General features: G+C 27.5%; 23 protein-coding genes and 1 tRNA gene. 16 read left to right on the top strand and 8 right to left on the bottom strand.

Translation table 11 applies throughout. From position 1 onward, the window contains the following. Position 1 precedes the first annotated feature (1 nt). A complete protein-coding gene (locus tag ATR_RS05275) occupies positions 2 to 919 on the top strand; it encodes a dUTP diphosphatase (protein WP_115428431.1) in 918 nt (305 codons plus the stop codon). 62 nt (positions 920 to 981) lie between these two features. Here the strand turns inward: ATR_RS05275 and ATR_RS05270 are convergent, their stop codons facing one another. After that, on the bottom strand, positions 982 to 1194 hold the full coding sequence (locus ATR_RS05270; RefSeq protein WP_228254197.1) for a malate dehydrogenase: 213 nt from the start codon (positions 1192 to 1194) through the stop codon (positions 982 to 984). A gap of 50 nt (positions 1195 to 1244) precedes the next feature. Here ATR_RS05270 and ATR_RS05265 point away from each other — a divergent pair, with 50 nt between their 5' ends. From ATR_RS05265 to ATR_RS05205, 13 genes are all read left to right on the top strand, one after another. Beyond that, positions 1245 to 2219, top strand: a complete 975-nt coding sequence (locus tag ATR_RS05265; RefSeq protein WP_115428429.1) for an SLAC1 anion channel family protein — start codon at positions 1245 to 1247, stop codon at positions 2217 to 2219. Positions 2220 to 2239: 20 nt separating this feature from the next. Next, the gene (locus ATR_RS05260; RefSeq protein ID WP_115428428.1) at positions 2240 to 3259 is read left to right on the top strand and encodes an aldo/keto reductase; all 1020 of its coding nucleotides are present in this window, start codon (positions 2240 to 2242) and stop codon (positions 3257 to 3259) included. 222 nt (positions 3260 to 3481) lie between these two features. Beyond that, positions 3482 to 3886, top strand: a complete 405-nt coding sequence (gene tatB / locus ATR_RS05255) for a Sec-independent protein translocase protein TatB (RefSeq protein ID WP_115428427.1) — start codon at positions 3482 to 3484, stop codon at positions 3884 to 3886. A gap of 2 nt (positions 3887 to 3888) precedes the next feature. Continuing rightward, complete coding sequence (tatC, locus tag ATR_RS05250) at positions 3889 to 4620, top strand: twin-arginine translocase subunit TatC (protein ID WP_115428426.1); 732 nt, start codon at positions 3889 to 3891, stop codon at positions 4618 to 4620. Position 4621: 1 nt separating this feature from the next. Next, on the top strand, positions 4622 to 5653 hold the full coding sequence (gene queA, locus ATR_RS05245; RefSeq protein ID WP_115428425.1) for a tRNA preQ1(34) S-adenosylmethionine ribosyltransferase-isomerase QueA: 1032 nt from the start codon (positions 4622 to 4624) through the stop codon (positions 5651 to 5653). Positions 5654 to 5662: 9 nt separating this feature from the next. Next, entirely contained in the window at positions 5663 to 6403 is a 741-nt protein-coding gene (locus tag ATR_RS05240) for an exonuclease domain-containing protein (RefSeq protein WP_115428424.1), read from the top strand. A gap of 87 nt (positions 6404 to 6490) precedes the next feature. Continuing rightward, positions 6491 to 7246, top strand: a complete 756-nt coding sequence (locus ATR_RS05235) for a TerB family tellurite resistance protein (RefSeq protein WP_115428423.1) — start codon at positions 6491 to 6493, stop codon at positions 7244 to 7246. Continuing rightward, a complete protein-coding gene (locus ATR_RS05230) occupies positions 7246 to 7476 on the top strand; it encodes a (2Fe-2S)-binding protein (RefSeq protein ID WP_115428422.1) in 231 nt (76 codons plus the stop codon). Before ATR_RS05235 ends, ATR_RS05230 begins: the two co-directional genes overlap by 1 nt. Before the next feature lie 2 nt (positions 7477 to 7478). Then, positions 7479 to 7700 (top strand): hypothetical protein, encoded by a 222-nt coding sequence (locus tag ATR_RS05225; protein ID WP_170126882.1) that lies wholly within the window; start codon positions 7479 to 7481, stop codon positions 7698 to 7700. 20 nt (positions 7701 to 7720) lie between these two features. Next, entirely contained in the window at positions 7721 to 8473 is a 753-nt protein-coding gene (locus tag ATR_RS05220) for an NAD+ synthase (RefSeq protein WP_115428421.1), read from the top strand. A 17-nt stretch (positions 8474 to 8490) separates the two neighbouring features. Further along, a complete protein-coding gene (locus ATR_RS05215) occupies positions 8491 to 9630 on the top strand; it encodes a DegT/DnrJ/EryC1/StrS family aminotransferase (RefSeq protein WP_115428420.1) in 1140 nt (379 codons plus the stop codon). Between the two features lie 2 nt (positions 9631 to 9632). After that, positions 9633 to 10577: a tetraacyldisaccharide 4'-kinase gene (locus ATR_RS05210; RefSeq protein ID WP_115428419.1), complete on the top strand. Its 945-nt coding sequence runs from the start codon at positions 9633 to 9635 to the stop codon at positions 10575 to 10577. Between the two features lie 53 nt (positions 10578 to 10630). Then, a complete protein-coding gene (locus tag ATR_RS05205; protein WP_115428418.1) occupies positions 10631 to 11698 on the top strand; it encodes a DUF475 domain-containing protein in 1068 nt (355 codons plus the stop codon). A 30-nt stretch (positions 11699 to 11728) separates the two neighbouring features. Here the strand turns inward: ATR_RS05205 and ATR_RS05200 are convergent, their stop codons facing one another. The 5 genes from ATR_RS05200 to ATR_RS05180 all read right to left on the bottom strand — a co-directional run bounded on the left by ATR_RS05200 (position 11729) and on the right by ATR_RS05180 (position 15537). Beyond that, positions 11729 to 12115: a heat shock protein transcriptional repressor HspR gene (locus ATR_RS05200; protein ID WP_115428417.1), complete on the bottom strand. Its 387-nt coding sequence runs from the start codon at positions 12113 to 12115 to the stop codon at positions 11729 to 11731. Between the two features lie 9 nt (positions 12116 to 12124). Further along, positions 12125 to 12994 (bottom strand): DnaJ C-terminal domain-containing protein, encoded by an 870-nt coding sequence (locus ATR_RS05195; protein WP_115428416.1) that lies wholly within the window; start codon positions 12992 to 12994, stop codon positions 12125 to 12127. A 62-nt stretch (positions 12995 to 13056) separates the two neighbouring features. After that, entirely contained in the window at positions 13057 to 14550 is a 1494-nt protein-coding gene (locus tag ATR_RS05190; RefSeq protein WP_115428415.1) for a PAS domain-containing sensor histidine kinase, read from the bottom strand. Further along, positions 14547 to 15161, bottom strand: a complete 615-nt coding sequence (locus ATR_RS05185; RefSeq protein ID WP_115428414.1) for a chemotaxis protein CheC — start codon at positions 15159 to 15161, stop codon at positions 14547 to 14549. The genes ATR_RS05190 and ATR_RS05185 overlap by 4 nt, the downstream gene beginning before the upstream one ends. Before the next feature lie 10 nt (positions 15162 to 15171). After that, complete coding sequence (locus ATR_RS05180) at positions 15172 to 15537, bottom strand: response regulator (protein WP_115428413.1); 366 nt, start codon at positions 15535 to 15537, stop codon at positions 15172 to 15174. Positions 15538 to 15619: 82 nt separating this feature from the next. Between ATR_RS05180 and ATR_RS05175 the strand changes: the two genes are divergently transcribed. Both ATR_RS05175 and ATR_RS05170 read left to right on the top strand, forming a co-directional pair. Further along, positions 15620 to 16786 carry an FAD-dependent oxidoreductase gene (locus ATR_RS05175; RefSeq protein ID WP_115429424.1) on the top strand — a complete coding sequence of 389 codons (1167 nt, stop codon included), beginning with the start codon at positions 15620 to 15622 and terminating at the stop codon, positions 16784 to 16786. Further along, on the top strand, positions 16783 to 17367 hold the full coding sequence (locus ATR_RS05170) for a hypothetical protein (protein WP_115428412.1): 585 nt from the start codon (positions 16783 to 16785) through the stop codon (positions 17365 to 17367). Before ATR_RS05175 ends, ATR_RS05170 begins: the two co-directional genes overlap by 4 nt. A 13-nt stretch (positions 17368 to 17380) precedes the next feature. On the opposite strand, the gene ATR_RS05165 is transcribed toward ATR_RS05170, so the two are convergent. Both ATR_RS05165 and ATR_RS05160 read right to left on the bottom strand, forming a co-directional pair. Beyond that, positions 17381 to 17464 (bottom strand) — tRNA-Leu (locus ATR_RS05165). A gap of 143 nt (positions 17465 to 17607) precedes the next feature. After that, the gene (locus ATR_RS05160) at positions 17608 to 17883 is read right to left on the bottom strand and encodes an HU family DNA-binding protein (protein WP_115428411.1); all 276 of its coding nucleotides are present in this window, start codon (positions 17881 to 17883) and stop codon (positions 17608 to 17610) included. Positions 17884 to 17958: the final 75 nt, after the last annotated feature.

Genomic DNA, 17958 nt, shown 5'->3' with positions numbered 1-17958 from the left:
TTTGTTATATAAAGATTTTAAAGAGGCTGTAAAAGTTGTAGGTTTTGCTTCAGTTGATGAGTTTGTGAAATATGCAAAAATAAACTCTAGTGATGTTTTAAAATGGGAAGAAAAAGAGGAAATTCCATATTTAGTATCTTTACTTTTACATATTTTAAAAGGAGACAAAGAGGTTTTACCATCTAGTTTAAGCTTACAAAATATTGTAGAGGAGTGTTTACCACTTGCTAGTTTACTTGAAGAGGCTTCATCTTTTCCAGCTAAATTAGAAGAGATGTTTTTGCTACAAAAGCAACTAAACGATAGCACAAATGGTAAAAATTGGGAGCTAGGATTAAATAAATTTAATAAAGAGATAAATTGGCTTAGATGTATTCATATGGAAGTAGCAGAGTTAATAGATTCAACTCCATGGAAACACTGGAAAGATATAAATTCAAACCCAGATATGAACAATATTCATGTTGAACTTGTAGATATTTGGCACTTTTTAATGAGTTATATTTTACAAGAGACAAATGTTCCAAAAGCTGTATCTTTAGTAAATACTCACTGTATTTATGAAGCAGCACAAAATGTAGATATAAAACTTGTGGTAAAAGAGGCTGAAAAATTATCATACATAGCCTTAGCTATTGAGACAAAAAATATGCCAACTTTTAGTGGAATAGAAAGATTCATTGAGCAATTCTTTAGAGCTTGTAAAAGTGCTGGTTTATCTTTTCCTTGGCTTCAAAAACTATATATTGGAAAAAACTGTTTAAATCAATTTAGACAAGACAATGGATATAAAGAGGGAACATATAAAAAGGTATGGAATGGTAATGAAGACAATGTTGTGATGGTCGAATTGTTAAGAGAGATTGAAGATGTAAGCTTTGAAGAGCTTTATGCTCAATTGAAATTAAAATATAACTAAAACTAATTAAATAGTATAAGCTCATCTTATTTAATAATAGAGATAGATTAAATCTTTTTTGGCTAAGATTTTGTTTTAGGATTTAGTTTTGCCTTTAAGCTTTTTGGAAGATGAGCAAAAACCATAGAGCTATTTTTTACAAATTCTTTATTTTTGAAAATAGCTATCTCTAAACTCATCTTCTCTTTATCAAAACTTAGTAGTTTAATTGTTTCATCTTTTTGTGAGAACTCAAAATTTTGCTCTTTTAAATCTACTATTTTTCTATTTTTCAAAATTAAATCCTAAATATTTTTTAAAATTTTACTAAAATAGGATTAAAAATATGAATGAAGAAGAGATAAAAGCAATTCCTTCAAATAGATTGCAGTTTTTCCCGATTATGATGTTTGCTACAGTTATGGGACTTGGTGGACTTACTTTGGTTTTTGAAAGATTAAGCCATATCTTCTCTTTCCCTAGCTTTTTTGCTACAACTTTAATAGCTATTTCAACATTTATGTTTTTTTTAATAACACTTACATATTTATTTAAAATAGTAAAATATAAAGATGAAGTAAAAAAAGAGCTAAATCACCCAATAAGAATAAACTTTTTTGCAGCTTGTTCTATATCTATGCTTATTTTATCGGCTGCATTTAAAGAGTATAGTTTAGAAGTTTCTAGCTATTTTTTCTATTTTGGAGCTGCTTTACATATTTTTCTTACCTTTTATACTATAAGATTTTGGATAAATAATAATTTAGAGATAGTTCACTCAAACCCTGCTTGGTTTATTCCAATAGTTGGAAATTTGATAGTTCCAATTGCTGGAGTTGGATTTTTTGATAACTCTATTTTGACTTTTTATTTTGCAGTTGGGCTATTTTTTTGGATAATTTTATTTTCTATTATTCTAAATAGAGTTATTTTTCACAATCCATTTGCTCCAAAATTTATGCCTACAATGTTTATTTTAATTGCTCCACCAGCAATTGGATTTATCTCATATATAAAATTGACTGAAAGCTTAGATTTTTTTGCTCAGATTTTGTTTAGTTTAGGGCTATTTTTTACAATATTAGTTGCATTTTTATATAAAAACTTTTTAAAGATTAAGTTTTTTATCTCTTGGTGGGCTTTTACCTTTCCTATGGCTTCTATTACTCTTAGTGCTATTTTGATGTTTGAACTTACAAAAAATAGTTTTTATATGTTTTTGAGCTATATTTTGGCAACAATTACAAGCTTAATAGTACTTTTGGTTGCAATACAAACTGTGAAGCATATGTTTAAGAAAGAGATTTGTATAATGGAATAAACTTTTTTTAAAGGCTAAAAATGGAATACAGATATATTGGAAAAACGGGACTTAGAGTTAGCTCAATTTGTATGGGAACTATGACTTTTGGAAGTAGTACAGATAAGGTTGAGGCTTTTAAAATTCTTGATATGGCTTATGATAGAGGAATAAACTTTTTTGATACAGCAGAGCTTTATCCTGTTAGCCCAAAAAAAGAGACTATAGGAAATACAGAGATAATTGTAGGGGAGTGGCTTAAGACAAAACCACGAGATAGTGTAATAATAGCTTCAAAAATAGCAGGAGCTGCTTCTGGATGGTTTGTGCCACCTGTACGTCATGGACTTACAGCCATTGATAGTTTTCATATAAAAAGAGCTATTGAAGATAGTTTAAGAAGACTTCAGACTGAATATATAGACCTTTATCAGATGCATTGGCCAGATACTATTGTACCAATAGAAGAGAGTTTAAAAGCTTTCGATGAGCTTGTAAAAGAGGGAAAAGTAAGATATATTGGAACTTCAAATGATAGTGCATATGGTCTTACAAAGGCAAATGAAACAAGTAAAAATAAGAATCTTGCAAGATTTGAGTCTATTCAAAATAACTTTTCACTTTTAAATCCTAGATTTTTTGATGAATTAGCAAATGTATGTAGAAGAGAAAATATCTCACTTTTACCTTATAGTCCAATGGCTGGTGGGGTTTTGAGTGGAAAATATAATAACGATTTTGTTAGTGATGATGTGAGATTTTCTATATATTTAAAAGAGAAAAGTAAAAGAGTCCAAGCTATGGCTCATAGGTTTGTAAATAGTAAAACTTTAGAAGCAACTTCAAAATATATAGAGCTTGCAAAGGAGTATGGAGTAAGCCCAGTTACTTTAGCTGTTTCATACTCAAAACATTTTGATTTTGTTGCTTCAACTATTATTGGAGCTAGAAAACATGAGCAACTAGAAGAGAGCTTTAAAGCTTTTGATTTCAAAATAGATGATGAGCTTCTAAAAAAAATTGAAGTTATTCAAAAAGAGATTTTATACCCTATGGGGTGATATGATAGAGTTTTTTAAATTATGTATAATGAAGTCAATCAAGAGATATAACAAATGCACTTATAAAAAATAGTGCATTTAAAGAAATATTTGAACAAGCTGAAAATTTTAAGAAATATAGAGATATTTAAAGCTTTATTAATAGTTACTATATTTTGATTAATTACAATTTTTGTTCTATTTTGATAAAATCTTCACCTTATAAAGAATTGGGAGCAAAAGATGTTTGGATTTGGAATTAGTGAAATTTTTTTGATTGCAATTGTAGCAGTTATTGCACTTGGACCTGAAAAGCTTCCAGATGCTATGGTAAAAATAGCAAAAATGTTTAGTAGTGTAAAAAAAGGCTTAAATGATGCAAAAACAACTCTTGATAATGAGCTAAATATTGCTGAATTAAAAGAGGAAGCAAATAAATTTAAGGCTCAAATTGAAGATACAAAAGCATCTTTATCTATTGAAAACAAATTTGATTTAGGGCTTGATGATATTTTAAAAGATGACTTAGAACCTTCAAAAAAAGATAATGAAGTTGAAAAAATCAAAGAAAAATTTGCAAAAGTAAATGAAGAAAAAGAGAAAAAAAAAGATGAAAAATTCTCTTTAAAAAATAGTGAGGATATATAGTAATGTTTGAAGATTTAAAACCGCATATTGCAGACCTTAGAAAAAGGTTAGTTATATCTGCTATTACAATTACTGCTATGTTTTTTGTATGTTTTGCTTTTTATGAACCAATTTTAGAGTGGATGATGGCTCCTGTAAAACATGCACTACCAGCTGGAACTTCAATGATTGCAGTTGAAATTCAAGAGACATTTTTTACAGCTATGAAAGTTGCATTTTTTGCAGGATTTATTCTATCTTTACCAGTTATCTTTTGGCAATTATGGTTGTTTTTAGCTCCTGGATTATATGACCATGAGAAAAAACTTGTTGTTCCTTTTGTATTTTTTGCAACTTTAATGTTTTTGATGGGTGCCTCATTTGCTTACTATATAGTTGTTCCTATTGGATTTGATTTTTTAATTGCTTTTGGTAATAGTGTTGTTAGTGTATTACCTAGTATTGGTAAATATGTTGGGTTTTTTACAAAACTTATGATTGGGTTTGGTATCGCTTTTGAGTTGCCTGTAATTACTTTTTTCTTAGCAAAAATTGGTCTTGTAACAGATGAAACTCTAAAAGGGTTTTTTAGATATGCAGTTGTTTTAATCTTTGTTGTTGCTGCTGTTTTAACTCCACCAGATGTAATAAGTCAAGTTTTAATGGCATTACCACTTCTATTTTTATATGGAGTATCTATTTATATAGCAAAGGTATTTAATCCAGCAAAAAAAGAGGAAGAGGAAGAAGAGTAGTTTGAGAGATGTTTTAAAGACTTCCAGTTATGATTTTGAACTTCCTTCTAGTCAAATTGCAACTTTTCCAATAACTCCAGCAGATAGTGCAAAAATGCTTGTTTTTTGTAGAGAAAAAAATGAGATTTTTCACTCTACTTTTAGAGATATTTTGGAATTTCTTCCAGAAGAGTTATCTATATTTTTAAATGATACAAAGGTTGTAAAAGCTAGGGTTTTTGGTAAAAAATCTACAGGTGCTAATATAGAACTTCTTTTAAATAAACCTCTTTTTATGGATAGATATTTGGTTTTAATAAAAGGAAAAGTGAAAGTTGGGACTAAAATATTTTTTGATGAAGGTTTAATAGCTGAAGTTTTAGAGTTAAATGAAGATGGTACAAGAGTTGTAGAGTTTTTCCAAGATGAAAATAGTAAAAAGAGACTAAATTTTCTATCTTTGGTTGATATTTTAAATAAAATAGGGCATATTCCTCTTCCTCCATATATGAATAGAGATGATGAAAAAGATGATGAGACAAATTATCAAACACTATTTGCAAAAAACTATGGAGCAGTAGCGGCTCCTACAGCATCTTTACACTTCACTCCTTTGTTATTAAAAAAGCTAGAAGAGAGATATGGTTTAAATTATCTTACTTTACATGTAGGAGCTGGAACATTTAAACCTGTTGATGTTGAAGATATTTTATCTCATCCTATGCATAGTGAATATTTTGAGATAGGAATAGAGGCAAAAAAAAATTTGGATAATGCAAAAAAAGTTCTAGCTGTTGGAACAACTGTTACACGAACTATTGAGTATTATGAAAGAACAAATAAAATTCAAGGAGAGTGTGATTTATTTTTAAATCCTATGAATAAACCTATAAAAGTTGATTATCTACTTACAAATTTTCATCTTCCAAAATCTACTTTAATTATGTTGGTTGCTTCATTTATTGGATTAGAAAAGACTTTAGAGCTTTATGACATTGCTATAAAAGAGAACTATAGATTTTACTCTTATGGCGATGGAATGCTTATTATTTAAGGAGAAAAGATGATACATTATATACTTTTTGATACAGAAACTACAGGTGCACAAGAGGAGGATAGAGTTATTCAATTTGGAAGTATGATTTTAAATCAAAAAGGAGATTTAGAAGTTTTTGATGAACTTTGTATTAATCCAATCCCAATAAAGCTTGAAGCTATGGAAGTTCACAATATCACACCAGATTTGCTAAAAAATAAGCCAAATGCAGTTGATACAAACTTCTATAAAAGATTACAAGAGTTAAATAGAAGTGAAAACTTTTTGATAGCTCATAATATAAATTTTGATTTAGAGATGATAAAAAAAGAGGGGTTTGTAAATAATTATCAATTAATAGATACTCTAAGATGTGCTAGACATATTTTTAGTGAACTCCCATATCATAGATTACAATATTTAAGATATGCTCTTGAGCTATACAAAGATGAAGTTGCAGAGGCAAAAAAACTAAATATAACAATAAAAGCTCATGATGCAATAGGAGATGTGCTGGTTATGAAACTATTTTTATCAAAACTTGTGGCACAAGTAAAGATGAGTTTTCCAGATATAAACCCTATGAAAAAGCTGGTTGAACTAACTTTAACTCCTGTTTTTGTTCAAACTTTTAAATTTGGAAAATATAAAGGTGAAAGTATAGAAGATGTAGCAAAAAAAGATGCAAACTATCTAAACTGGATGATGAAAAATATGGATCTAGATGAAGATATGCAATATACTTTAAATAGAGTTTTGGAAAGATAATTTTTTACAAAAGAGATTGAAATTTATACTCTCAGTCTAAATTTGATAAAATAAAAGCTCAAATATATAAATCAAAATAGGAAATCTATGGAGTTAGTAGTTTTAGCTATAGTAATAGCAATACTGTTTTTTATAGGGAAAAATTATAAAACAGAAGAGTTTAAAAATATAAATTTAAATAAAAAAGAGTTTTTTCGTGGAGATTTATTAGGGCATGAAGCTGGTCTTTTAGTGGCTTTAATGTCAAAAGTAGCAAAGGCAGATGGCAAAGTAGGAGAGCTTGAAGCAGAGCTTATAAAACATACTTTAAATGATATTTCAAGTCATTTTGAAAATAATGAAGAGTTAAGAGAAAAACTTAAAAACCTATATAATCAAGAAAAAGAGAATTTCTCAAATCTAATTACTATTTGTGATAGATTATATCTTTTAACAAAAAATAATTATGAAAAAAGATTAAAATATATGGAGTATTTGCTAAATCTTGCATTTATAGATGGTGATTTTTCAAAACAAGAGCAAGAGATTACTGAAGATATTGCACAAGCTTTGAAAGTAGATCAAAAGGATTATTTTAATCTTATATCAAATTTTGAAAACTTCTACAAAAATAGAGCAAATGAAAAAGCTTTATCTCTTGAAAAAGCTTATGAAGTATTAGAAACAAATCAAAATGATAGTGATGAAATTTTAAAGAAAAACTATAGAAATTTGGTAAAGAAATACCATCCTGATATTATTACAGGGCAGGGTGCTACTCAAAATATTATAGATGAAGCTACAAAAAAACTTCAAGAGTTAAATGAAGCTTATGAGATTATAAAGAAACAAAGAGGTTTATAGTGGCAAGAAGTTTTTCTCACTCATATATAGTTTGTGAGTGTAAGCAAGTAAGTCTTGGTGAAATAATTTTTGCGATTAAAGAAAAAGGTGCAAAAACACTAGAAGATATCGAAGATATGACGGATGCAGGTGGTTCTTGTGGATGTTGTAAAAGTGCAAAAAATGATATAGGTGAACAAAAAATGCAACTTTATATAGAAGATATATTAAAAAAATTTAATAAAGAGTAAAATTGGTAGATATAAAAAAAGAGCTAATAGAAGAGATTAAATCTCTTCTAAAAATTGATGAAAATGAGAAGATAGATATTAATCCAAATTATCTAAACTATTTTGATGAAGATGAGTTAAAAGATATTGTTTTTAGATTAATTGATAAAAAAGTTGAGCAAAAAGAAGGAAACTCTACTTATTTAGATGAGATTTATCAAAAAACAAAGAAAGATGATATATAATCTTAAATTAAGGTTTAGGTATGAATGACTATAAAAATATTAAGCAAGAATTAATAAAGTTTCTAAAAGATGAACTTTTAAAAACTGGATTAAAAAGAGCTACTTTGGGACTTTCTGGTGGGCTTGATTCAGCAGTTGTTGCAGTTTTATGTAAAGAGTCCTTTGGTGATAATTTAAATTGTGTTTTAATGCCATCACAATTTTCTTCAAAATCATCTATTGATGATGCAGTAGAGCTTTGTGAGAAATTTGATATAAAATATGAGATAGTTAGTATAGAACCTATGCTTAGTGCTTATTTGGGAAATATGCAAGGTAGTAATTTACGAATTGGGAATTTTAGTGCAAGGCTTAGAATGTCAGTTTTATATGACATTAGTGCAAGAGAAAGCTCTTTAGTAATTGGAACCTCAAACAAGAGTGAACTGCTTTTAGGATATGGGACTATTTTTGGAGATTTAGCTTGTGCTTTAAATCCAATTGGAGATATTTATAAGAGTGACTTATTTGATTTTGCTAAGTATTTAGAAGTTACAAAAAATATTATAGAAAAAAAACCTAGTGCAGATTTTTATGAAGGTCAAAGCGATGAGGATGATTTGGGATATAGTTATAGTCAAATTGATGCTTTATTAAAAGATATGATAGATGAAAATAAGAGCAAAGACGAGTTATTAAAACATGGTTTTGAAGCCTCTTTTATAGATAAAATTTCAAAAAGAGTAAAACTAAATGAGTTTAAAAGAAGATTACCAATAATTGCCAAAATATAGAAAATATGGAGTTTAAGATGAGTAAAAAGATAGCAATATATAAAGCAACTTTAGATAGCGAAGAGATAAATCAATTAAAATCTGTTTTAGAGTCAAAAGATGATTTATCAAAGGTATTAGAGTTTGAAGAGAGAATTTGCGACTACATTGGTGCAAAATATGCTATAGCCACTGCTACATCAACAGCAGCTATTCATTTGGCTCTTAGTTCTATGAAGTTAAAAAGAGGAGATAAGATTTTAATGTCTGTAAACTCTTTTGTAAATCTCCCTGAAACTGTAAGACACTTTGATGCAGAGCCTATTTTTGTTGATATAAATTTAGAAAATATGAATTTAGATATTGAAAAGTTTGAAGAGACAATAATTGCTAATAAATCAAAAAAATTAAGAGCTGCAATTATCACTTTTATTGGAGGCCTAGCTCCAAACTTAGATAAGATTTATGAAATAGCAAAAAAACATAATATCTTAATAATTGAAGATTGTAGAGCAGCTTTAGGAAGTAGATATAAAGGAGAGAAAGTTGGAAATTTGACTGCTGATATGACAATATTTTCAACAAATCCATCTCCATCTAGATATGCTATTAGTCGTTCAGGAGTTTTAGTTACAAATAATGAAGAGTTAGCTTCAAGAGCAAAGCTTTTAAGAAATCATGCAATTACAACTGCTTATGATAGTTATGGAAACTTAGATTATGTTTATGATGTTGATGATATAGGACATAAATTTGATATTTCTGAGCTAGATGCTGCTTATGCAATAGCCCAACTTAAAAAAACAGATAGTTTTATAAAAAGAAGACAAGAGATAGCAAAACTATATGAAGATAGATTAAAAAATATAAAACATATAACTATTTTACCATATAATAATGAGCATATTTATACACAATATATTATAAAAATTCAAAGAAATAGAGATGCTTTTGCTAGAGCTTTAAAAGAGAGAGGAGTTTCAACTGCTTTAAATTATATTCCACTTCATCTTTTAACATACTATAAGAATAAATACTCTATAAAAATAACAGCATTTCCAAATGCTCTAAATAACTATCAACAAATTTTATCACTTCCTATTTATGCTGGGCTTACAAATGAAGAGGTAAATTATGTTTGCGATCAAGTTGTTCAAATTGCAAGTGATTGGATTTAATATTGAAGCAAAGAGTTATTTTATGGATTGAAGATTATCTATTTTTTCCAAATCCTTTTCAAAGAATAGTCTCTTTTTTACTTTTACCCTTTAGTTTTATATATATACTTGTTGTTCTTATAAAAAGAGCTACTTCTTCAAAAATAGATTTTGGTATTCCTATAATATCTATTGGAAATCTAACAATTGGAGGAAGTGGAAAAACCCCAATTACTATTTTGTTAGCAAAAAACTATGATGATGTTTGCATAGTTTTAAGAGGATATGGAAGAGCTTCGAAGGGACTTTTTATAGTTAGCTTAAAAGGTGTTATAAAAGAAGATATAAATATAAGTGGTGATGAGGCTATGCTTTTAGCTAAATCTTTAAAAAATGCAACTGTAATAGTTAGTGAAGATAGAGTAAAAGCTATCTATAAAGCTAAAGATTTAGGCTGTAAAGTTGTTTTTTTGGATGATGGATTTTCAAAATACAATATAAAAAAATTTGATATTTTGCTAAAACCAAAGGATGAACCAACAAATAATTTTTGTATTCCAAGTGGAGCATATAGAGAGCCAAAAAGTTTTTATAATAAAGCAAATATAGTTTTAAAAGAGGGGCTTGATTTTAAAAGAGTTGTAGAGATAAAAAAAGATGAAAAGAAGGTAGAACTTCCACAAAATATACTTCTTTTAACTGCAATCTCAAAGCCAAAAAGGCTCTTAGAGTTTTTACCAAAAAATATAGAGACTATTTTTTTTGAAGACCACCATACTTTTACAAAGTTTGAAATAGATACTATTTTAGAAAAATATAGAGATTTTGCAATAGTTACTACACAAAAAGATTTTGTAAAGCTAGAGAAGTTTGATTTAAATAATATTTATATTATGGATTTAAGTATAAAATTAGATAAAAAACTAAACTTAGAAGAAATGTATCTTTATATAGCCACAAATAGCTAATATTTATTAATTTTAGATATAATCCCAAAAAATTTATAAATCAAGGGTTTGTATTGAAACAAAAACCTCTCATATCTTATTTTTACAGTTTTTTTGCTGTTTGGCTTATAGCTTCTGTGTTACTTTTTATTTATGGTGGCTTTTTTGCTCTTTATCAAGGAACTATTTTATCTGTTTTAGAGCTTAGTTTATCTTTTGATAATGCTGTTGTAAATGCAACTATTTTGGCAACAATGGCTCTTGTTTGGAGAAGAAGATTCCTTATTTGGGGAATGATTATTGCTGTTTTTGGAGTTAGATTTGTATTTCCTATTTTAATAGTATATTTTTCAACATCTATGGGTTTTATTGACTCTTTCAATTTAGCAGTAAGTGATCCAGATAAGTATGAAAAAATTATCCAAAGTTCTCATCATGTAATTATGTCATTTGGTGGAATGTTTCTTTTAATGCTATTTTTAAAATTTATTTTTGATGAAAATAAAGATACACACTGGGTAAAATATATAGAAAAATTTGCTACAAAACTATCAAAAATAGGTGATATTAAAGCACTATTTATTATGTTTTTAATTTTAGCTATCACATATATTGCACCAAATGAGGTTGTAATGGGTGATAATATGGTAAAAGTTGATAAGCTTGAAATTATAGTTCCTATGATTATTGGAGTTATTGCTTTTTATCTTTTAGAGCTTTTAAAAGGGGCAATTGAGCTTAAAACTGAAACAAATTCTGATTTAAAAGTTACAGAGCTAAGTGGTGGACTTATATCTTTTTTATATCTTGAAGTAATTGATATGAGTTTCTCTTTAGATGGAGTTTTAGGAGCATTTGCTATTACTCAAAATGTTGTAATAATTATGTTGGGACTTGGAATTGGTGCTATGGCAGTACGAAGTCTTACTATTTTTATGGTTGAAAGAGAAGTTGTTTCAAAATATATTTATTTAGAACATGGTGCAATGTGGTCAATTGGACTATTGTCTCTATCTATGTTGATACAGATTTTTTATCATTTACCACCCATGCTGATTACTACTTTTGCAATAGTTCCTATATGTTTGGCTTTTATTCACTCTATTTATAAAAATAGAGAGTTTATAACTGATCCAAAATAGTTAACTTTGGGGAGTTTATCTCCCCAAAGCTTAATCTTCCTCTTTTACTATAACTAACTCTAAAGAACTTTTTTGTATTACTAATGCCTTTTTATCTGGAACAACAGATAGATTATCTAAATGTTGATTTTTATTTTTGTAAGTAGCTATTATGTTTTCAAGCTCATTTATCTTCTCATTTAGCTGTAAAATAATATCAACACCAGCTAGATTTACACCTATCTCTTTTGTTAGTGTTAAAACATACTTTATATGATTTATATCCTTTTGAGAATAAAGTCTTATTTTTCCATTTGTTCTTGATGGTTTAATTAATCCTTCCCTCTCATATTGTCTCAATGTTTGTGGATGAACTCCCAAAATATCAGCAACTACAGATATTAAATAGACAGGCTCTATATAGCTATTTTTTTCCATAAAACCCCTTTAACTCTCTTTTAACTCTTCTTTTAGAAGTTTAATAAGCTCTGGACTTAACTCTTCTATTTTTGGTAAAACAATATTTGCTTTAAGATATAAATCACCTTTTGTCTTTGTTTTTCTATTTAAAACTCCTAGCTCTTTTACTCTAAATTTTTGATTTTGTTTTGTATCTTGTGGAACTTTTAAAGTTATATCTTTGTGTATAGTTTTAATTTCAACTTTACCACCAAATAAAGCTGTTTTTAGAGGTAAATCAAAATATTTAGTAAGATTATCAAACTCTCTTTCATATTCATTGCTAGGAGATATATTTATCTTTAAAATTAAATCTCCTCTTTGTCCTTGATATGATTTTCCTTTCCCTTTTGCTCTTATTCTTTGACCATCCTCAATACCTTCTGGAATTTTTACATCAAAAGAATCATTACTTAAAGATATAAACTGTTTTCCACCTAAAACAGCGACATCAAAAGGGATTGTAACTTGTGCATTTGTATCTAAATCAGGAGTGTCAAATCCAAATCCACCACCAAAATTATTTCTTCCAAACCCACCACTAAAACCAGCTGCTCCACCACCAAACATCTGTCTTAAAATCTCATCTAAATCAACTCCCCCTCCTTGATTTCTAGCAAAATCACTAAAATTTTGCCCACCAAACATAGAGTCACCATATTGGTCATATTGCTGTTTTTTTTGTGGATCGCTTAAAACCTCATAAGCTGCATTTATCTCTTTAAATTTATCTTCAGCTTTTGGATCTTTATTTACATCAGGATGATACTTTCTTGCTAATTTTCTATAAGCTTTTTTAATCTCATCAGCTGTTGCATTTTCATTTACTTCTAATGTTTCATATAAACTTTTTGCCATTTAATTAATCCTATATTATTAAAAATTTTAATTAGAATTATATCACAAACCTTGAGTCAAAGTCAATCAAGGTTTGTTGGAAGTGTGATAGTAAACTTTGCTCCAAAGTATTGTTGATTTTTATAGTTTAGATAAGAGTTTTCTACTTTAATATCACCTTTTAAGCTAGATGTTATAATTTGTCTAGTCATATAAAGTCCAAGCCCTGTTCCTTGATATTGATGTTTTGTAGTAAAGTATGGCTCGAATATTTTATTTATAATATCTTTATTTATTCCTAGTGCATTATCTTTTATCTGTATCTCTATATTATTGTGATTTATAGTTGAAGATATTTTAACAATTTTTAGTTCATCTTCATCTAGATTTTGAACTAAAGCATCTTTTGCATTGTTTAAAATATTAATAAAAGCTTGTGAGAACTCGTTTGCTATACCAAAAATATAGATATCATTTTCTAAATCAAGAGAAATCTCTATATTAAAATCTTTAAAACATGGGGTTACTATTAAAATATTATTTTCAATGTTTTCTTTTAAATTGAATAAAGATTGTTCTTTATCAGTTTTTAAGAAGTTATTGAATGTATCAATAGTTGAAGATAGATACTCTGTTGTTTTTGTAATTAGTTGAAGATTTTCATTCATCTCATTTGCATCTAGTTTTCCCATAGATTTTTTTAGTTTCATATTTGAAGAGAGCATAGAGATAACATTTAGAGGTTGTCTCCATTGATGAGCTATATTTCCAATCATCTCTCCCATAGCTGCTAATTTTGTCTGCTCAGCTAGAAGAGACTCTTTTCTTTTTATCTCTTCAATATTTATAATAGTTAATATTTTTACCATTTGATTATTGATAAGAGTATTTTTTATATTTAGAATTGCACTAAATATACTACCATCATCTCTTGTAATTGTTGTTTCAAAAGGTTCATTCTCATCTGAATTTTTATCAATAAATAAATCTTTATACTTTTTATTTATTAACTCATCTTTTGTTTGTTTATTAAATAGTTCAATAGCTATTTTATTGCAATCAAAAACCATATTATCTTTGAAAATAATTATAGCTTCCATTGTTGCATCTAAAATAAGCCTCAACTCCTCATTTTTTTCACTTAACTTCTTTTTCGCAACCTCAAGTTTATAGTTTGTTTCACTCAAAAAAGTTATATCATAAATATATAAAATAACTAAATCTTCTTCAAGATCTAAGGGAGTGATAGTGATACTTTGTTGCATTTGATTAAATACTCTATCTGAAATATTATTTATTTCAATATTTATCAGAAAATTATCTGTTTGTGGAGTGTAAAATGTTGGAGTTTTTAGTTTTAGAGCTGTTACTATTTTTCTTTGTAATCTTTTTTCATCTATAGTTGGATAAAAATCTAAAATATTTTTTCCAACTATCAAGTTTGATTCAATACCAGTTCTAGTCTCAAGCCATCTATTCCAAAAAAATACTTCTAAGTTTTTATTTAGAACAATAATCCCATTATCTACAGTATTGCAAATAATATCAAATTTATTTTTTGTTTTATTACTACTCATAGCTCATCCAGTATTTTGTTTAATTTCTCTTTTATAAACAAAATAGAGTTATCTGTTGTTAAAATAAATAGCTCAGCATGAATATTTAAGTCATCAAACTCTAGTTTTGTAGAGATTATAATGACTTTTTTGTAGTTGCTTATAAATAGATTATTTAATTGATTTATTGAGCTTATAGTTTTAATTGTAGGTGCAGAAAAAGATACATTTGTTTTTATATCTTCTGCTAATTTACTAATGGTTGAAGATGATAAGATATTTGTAATTTCTAAAGTAATATCACAAATATCCTCATTTGAAATCTCATCATCGCTAAATCCAAATTTAATAGACATATTAGCAGCAGATTTTTTGTTTATAATAAACATATTTTCACCATTTAAAGGTCCATTTATCTGTTGAGATGCTACAAAGTGTTCCTCTTTAAAATTTAACTCATGTGATAAATAATCTTTTAAATACAAAGCATCTATTATTTTAATAGTTGGAATACTAAGTTTTGCAAAAGCATCGAATATTTCAGTAATAGCAGCAGTAGCACTTCCATAAGCTACATTCATTAACTCTTGAAGGCAATCTTTTTCATCTTCTGTTAGTTCTATATTGCACATTTTGTATCCTTTAAGAGATTAAATTAACTAGAATTTGTTGCATTTTTTTTAAATCAATAGGTTTTTTTACAAAGTTTAAAGCTCCAAGCTCTCTTACTCTATCCATAGCCTGTTTTTGAATATCAGCAGAAATTACAATAACTTTGGCACTATTATCAAACTCTTTTATCCTTTTTAATGCTTCAAAACCATCCATTACAGGCATTGTTAGATCCATAAAAACAATATTTGGCTTATGCTCTTTATATAAATTTAAACTCTCTTCTCCATTTTGAGCTTCTAAAACTTCATAATTTATATTATTTATTGCATCTTGAAGCGTTTTTATCACCATTTTCCTAGCCATTTTAGAATCATCTGTTACTAAAATTTTCATAAACTACCTTTTATAAATAATCTTGTATTTTAGCTACTTAAATTTAAAATATACTTTGATTTTTTTTGATATACTCTTTCTTATGAAAAAATTTGATTATATAATTATTGGAAGTGGTATAGTTGGCTGTTCTTTGGCATATTTTTTAAAAAAACATTCAAATAGTGTTTTATTAATAGATAAAAATAGTGATGTTTGTTTGGGAGCTAGTGGTGCAGCTGGTGCTTTTTTATCTCCACTTTTGGGTATAGATAATAGTTTTAAAGATTTAGTAAATAAAGCTTTAAAATTTTCAACAAGTTTTTATAATAATAATTTTCCAAAATCCTTTGTACAAGCAGGAACAATACGAATTCCAAAGAATAAAATAGATAAAGAGAAATTTGAAAGTTACATACCTTATATGAGCTTCCCTTTTGAAGAGAAAGAGGGCGGATACTATTTTACTGTTGGAAGTACAATTAAGCCAGAAGATATCTGCAAAGAGCTTAGCTTTGATATTGAAAAGCTATTTAATTATGATGTTAAATCTATAAAAGAGAGTGAAAATAGTTGGATTTTAAATGATGAAATAAAAGCTAGAAAGCTTTTTTTGTGTACAGGTGCAAATCTCTCTTTAATAAATGAGGAATATTTCAAATTAAGAGCTGTTTGGGGACAAAAGATAGATATTTTAAGCTCTACAGAGATATTTAATAATTATCATAAAGAGTGTTCAATTTCAAAAAGTATAGAAGAAAATGGAAAATATAAAATCTCAATAGGAGCAACACATAATAGATTTGAAGATGATATGAGTGATAGTTCTTTTAATTTAGAGTTAAAAGATATAAATTATATAAAGCACAATGAAAAAACTTTAGAGATAATACAAAATGATACAAAAAAACTTTTAGAAAGAGCAAATGATATTTTAACACTTAAAGAGATAGAGCTAATTAATGTAAAAATAGGTGCTAGAGCTTCAAGTGTTGATTATTTTCCAATGGTTGGAGCATTAATAAATAGTAAAAAGAGTTTTGAAGTATATCCACATATTAAAAAAGGAGCTTTTATAAAAGATGAACAGTTAATTTTGTATAAAAATTTATATACATTAAATGGTGTTGGTGGAAGAGGTTTTGTTTTGGCTCCATATTTGGCTAAAGTTTTATCTGAATTTATAATAAATGGTTCTGAGATAGAAAAAGATGTTTTAAATTTTAGGTTATTTAAAAGATGGGCAAGAAAAGAGGGGAAAAGCTTATGAAAAAATTTTTTAAAATGGTTATATTCTTTGTTGTTTGTTTTGGCTTTTTAATATATTTTACTATACCAAGAAGTATAAAAGAGGATAAAGTTCAAAAGGAGCTGAATTTTACAAATCTTCCTAGTTTTTTTGATGTTGTTAATCAAAATAGCTATACAAAAAAAGATGAGTTTTTTAAGAAATTCCCACTATATTTGATAGTTTTAAATCATGATAGTTTAGCAGTTTTCAGTGAACTTTATAAAAAGAATATAGATAAAGATTTAGTTTTAATAGCAAATATATCAAATACTCCTTGGCTTATAAAACAAATAGCAGTAAATGGTGAGCTTGAAAAACTGTTTAAGGATTCAACAATCTCTTTAATAAACGATTCAAATGGTTTATTTACAAGTAGTTTAGATTTAAACAACAATTCACAAAATGAGTATTTTGTCTATGAGGTTTTTGAAAATGGAAAAATATCTAAACTTTTTCAAGGTAGTGTAAAAAAAGGTGCATTACAAAATGGAATAAGTAAAGATGAAATAAATAGTGAACTAGAAAATTTCTCAAATGAGTTTAAAAAATATATAAATTAGTAATAATCTAAAGTGGTAGCCCTGATCGGAATCGAACCGATACTCCAGTGGAATACGATTTTGAATCGCACGCGTCTACCAATTCCGCCACAGAGCCATATAGTTTATAAATATAGAGTATTAATCTAAAATTACCTTATATTAAAGACAAGTTAATGTTATTTAAATTGTGAAATATAGATAGAAATAAAAAAGAGTTTATCCAAATTAAGGATAAACTCTTTTAATAAGTTTTAAAACTTATTTAGCAACAGCCTCTTTTAAAGCTTTTCCAACTTTAAATTTAGCAACTGTTGTAGCAGGAACTTTTACAGTTTTGTCAGTTCCTGGAACTCTAGCCTCTCTAGCAGCTCTAGCAGCTGTTTGGAACGTACCAAACCCTATAAAACTAACAGAATCTTTTTTTACTAAAGCCTCTGTAATAGTTTCTAATACTGCATCAACTGCACCTTTTGCATCTTTTTTTGATAAACCTGCTTTTGCAGCAACTGCATCAATAAATTCAGCTTTGTTCATGGATAACTCCTCGTATAAAATAAATTGTGAAAACTTTATTATACTTAAACTTTAAGTTTCCTAAAATTTTTACTA

Origin of the sequence: Aliarcobacter trophiarum LMG 25534, from assembly GCF_003355515.1 — a bacterium.
GTDB classification, from domain to species: domain Bacteria; phylum Campylobacterota; class Campylobacteria; order Campylobacterales; family Arcobacteraceae; genus Aliarcobacter; species Aliarcobacter trophiarum.
The sequence above is the reverse complement of the archived record's forward strand: the minus strand, read 5'-3'. Positions and strand labels throughout refer to the sequence as shown.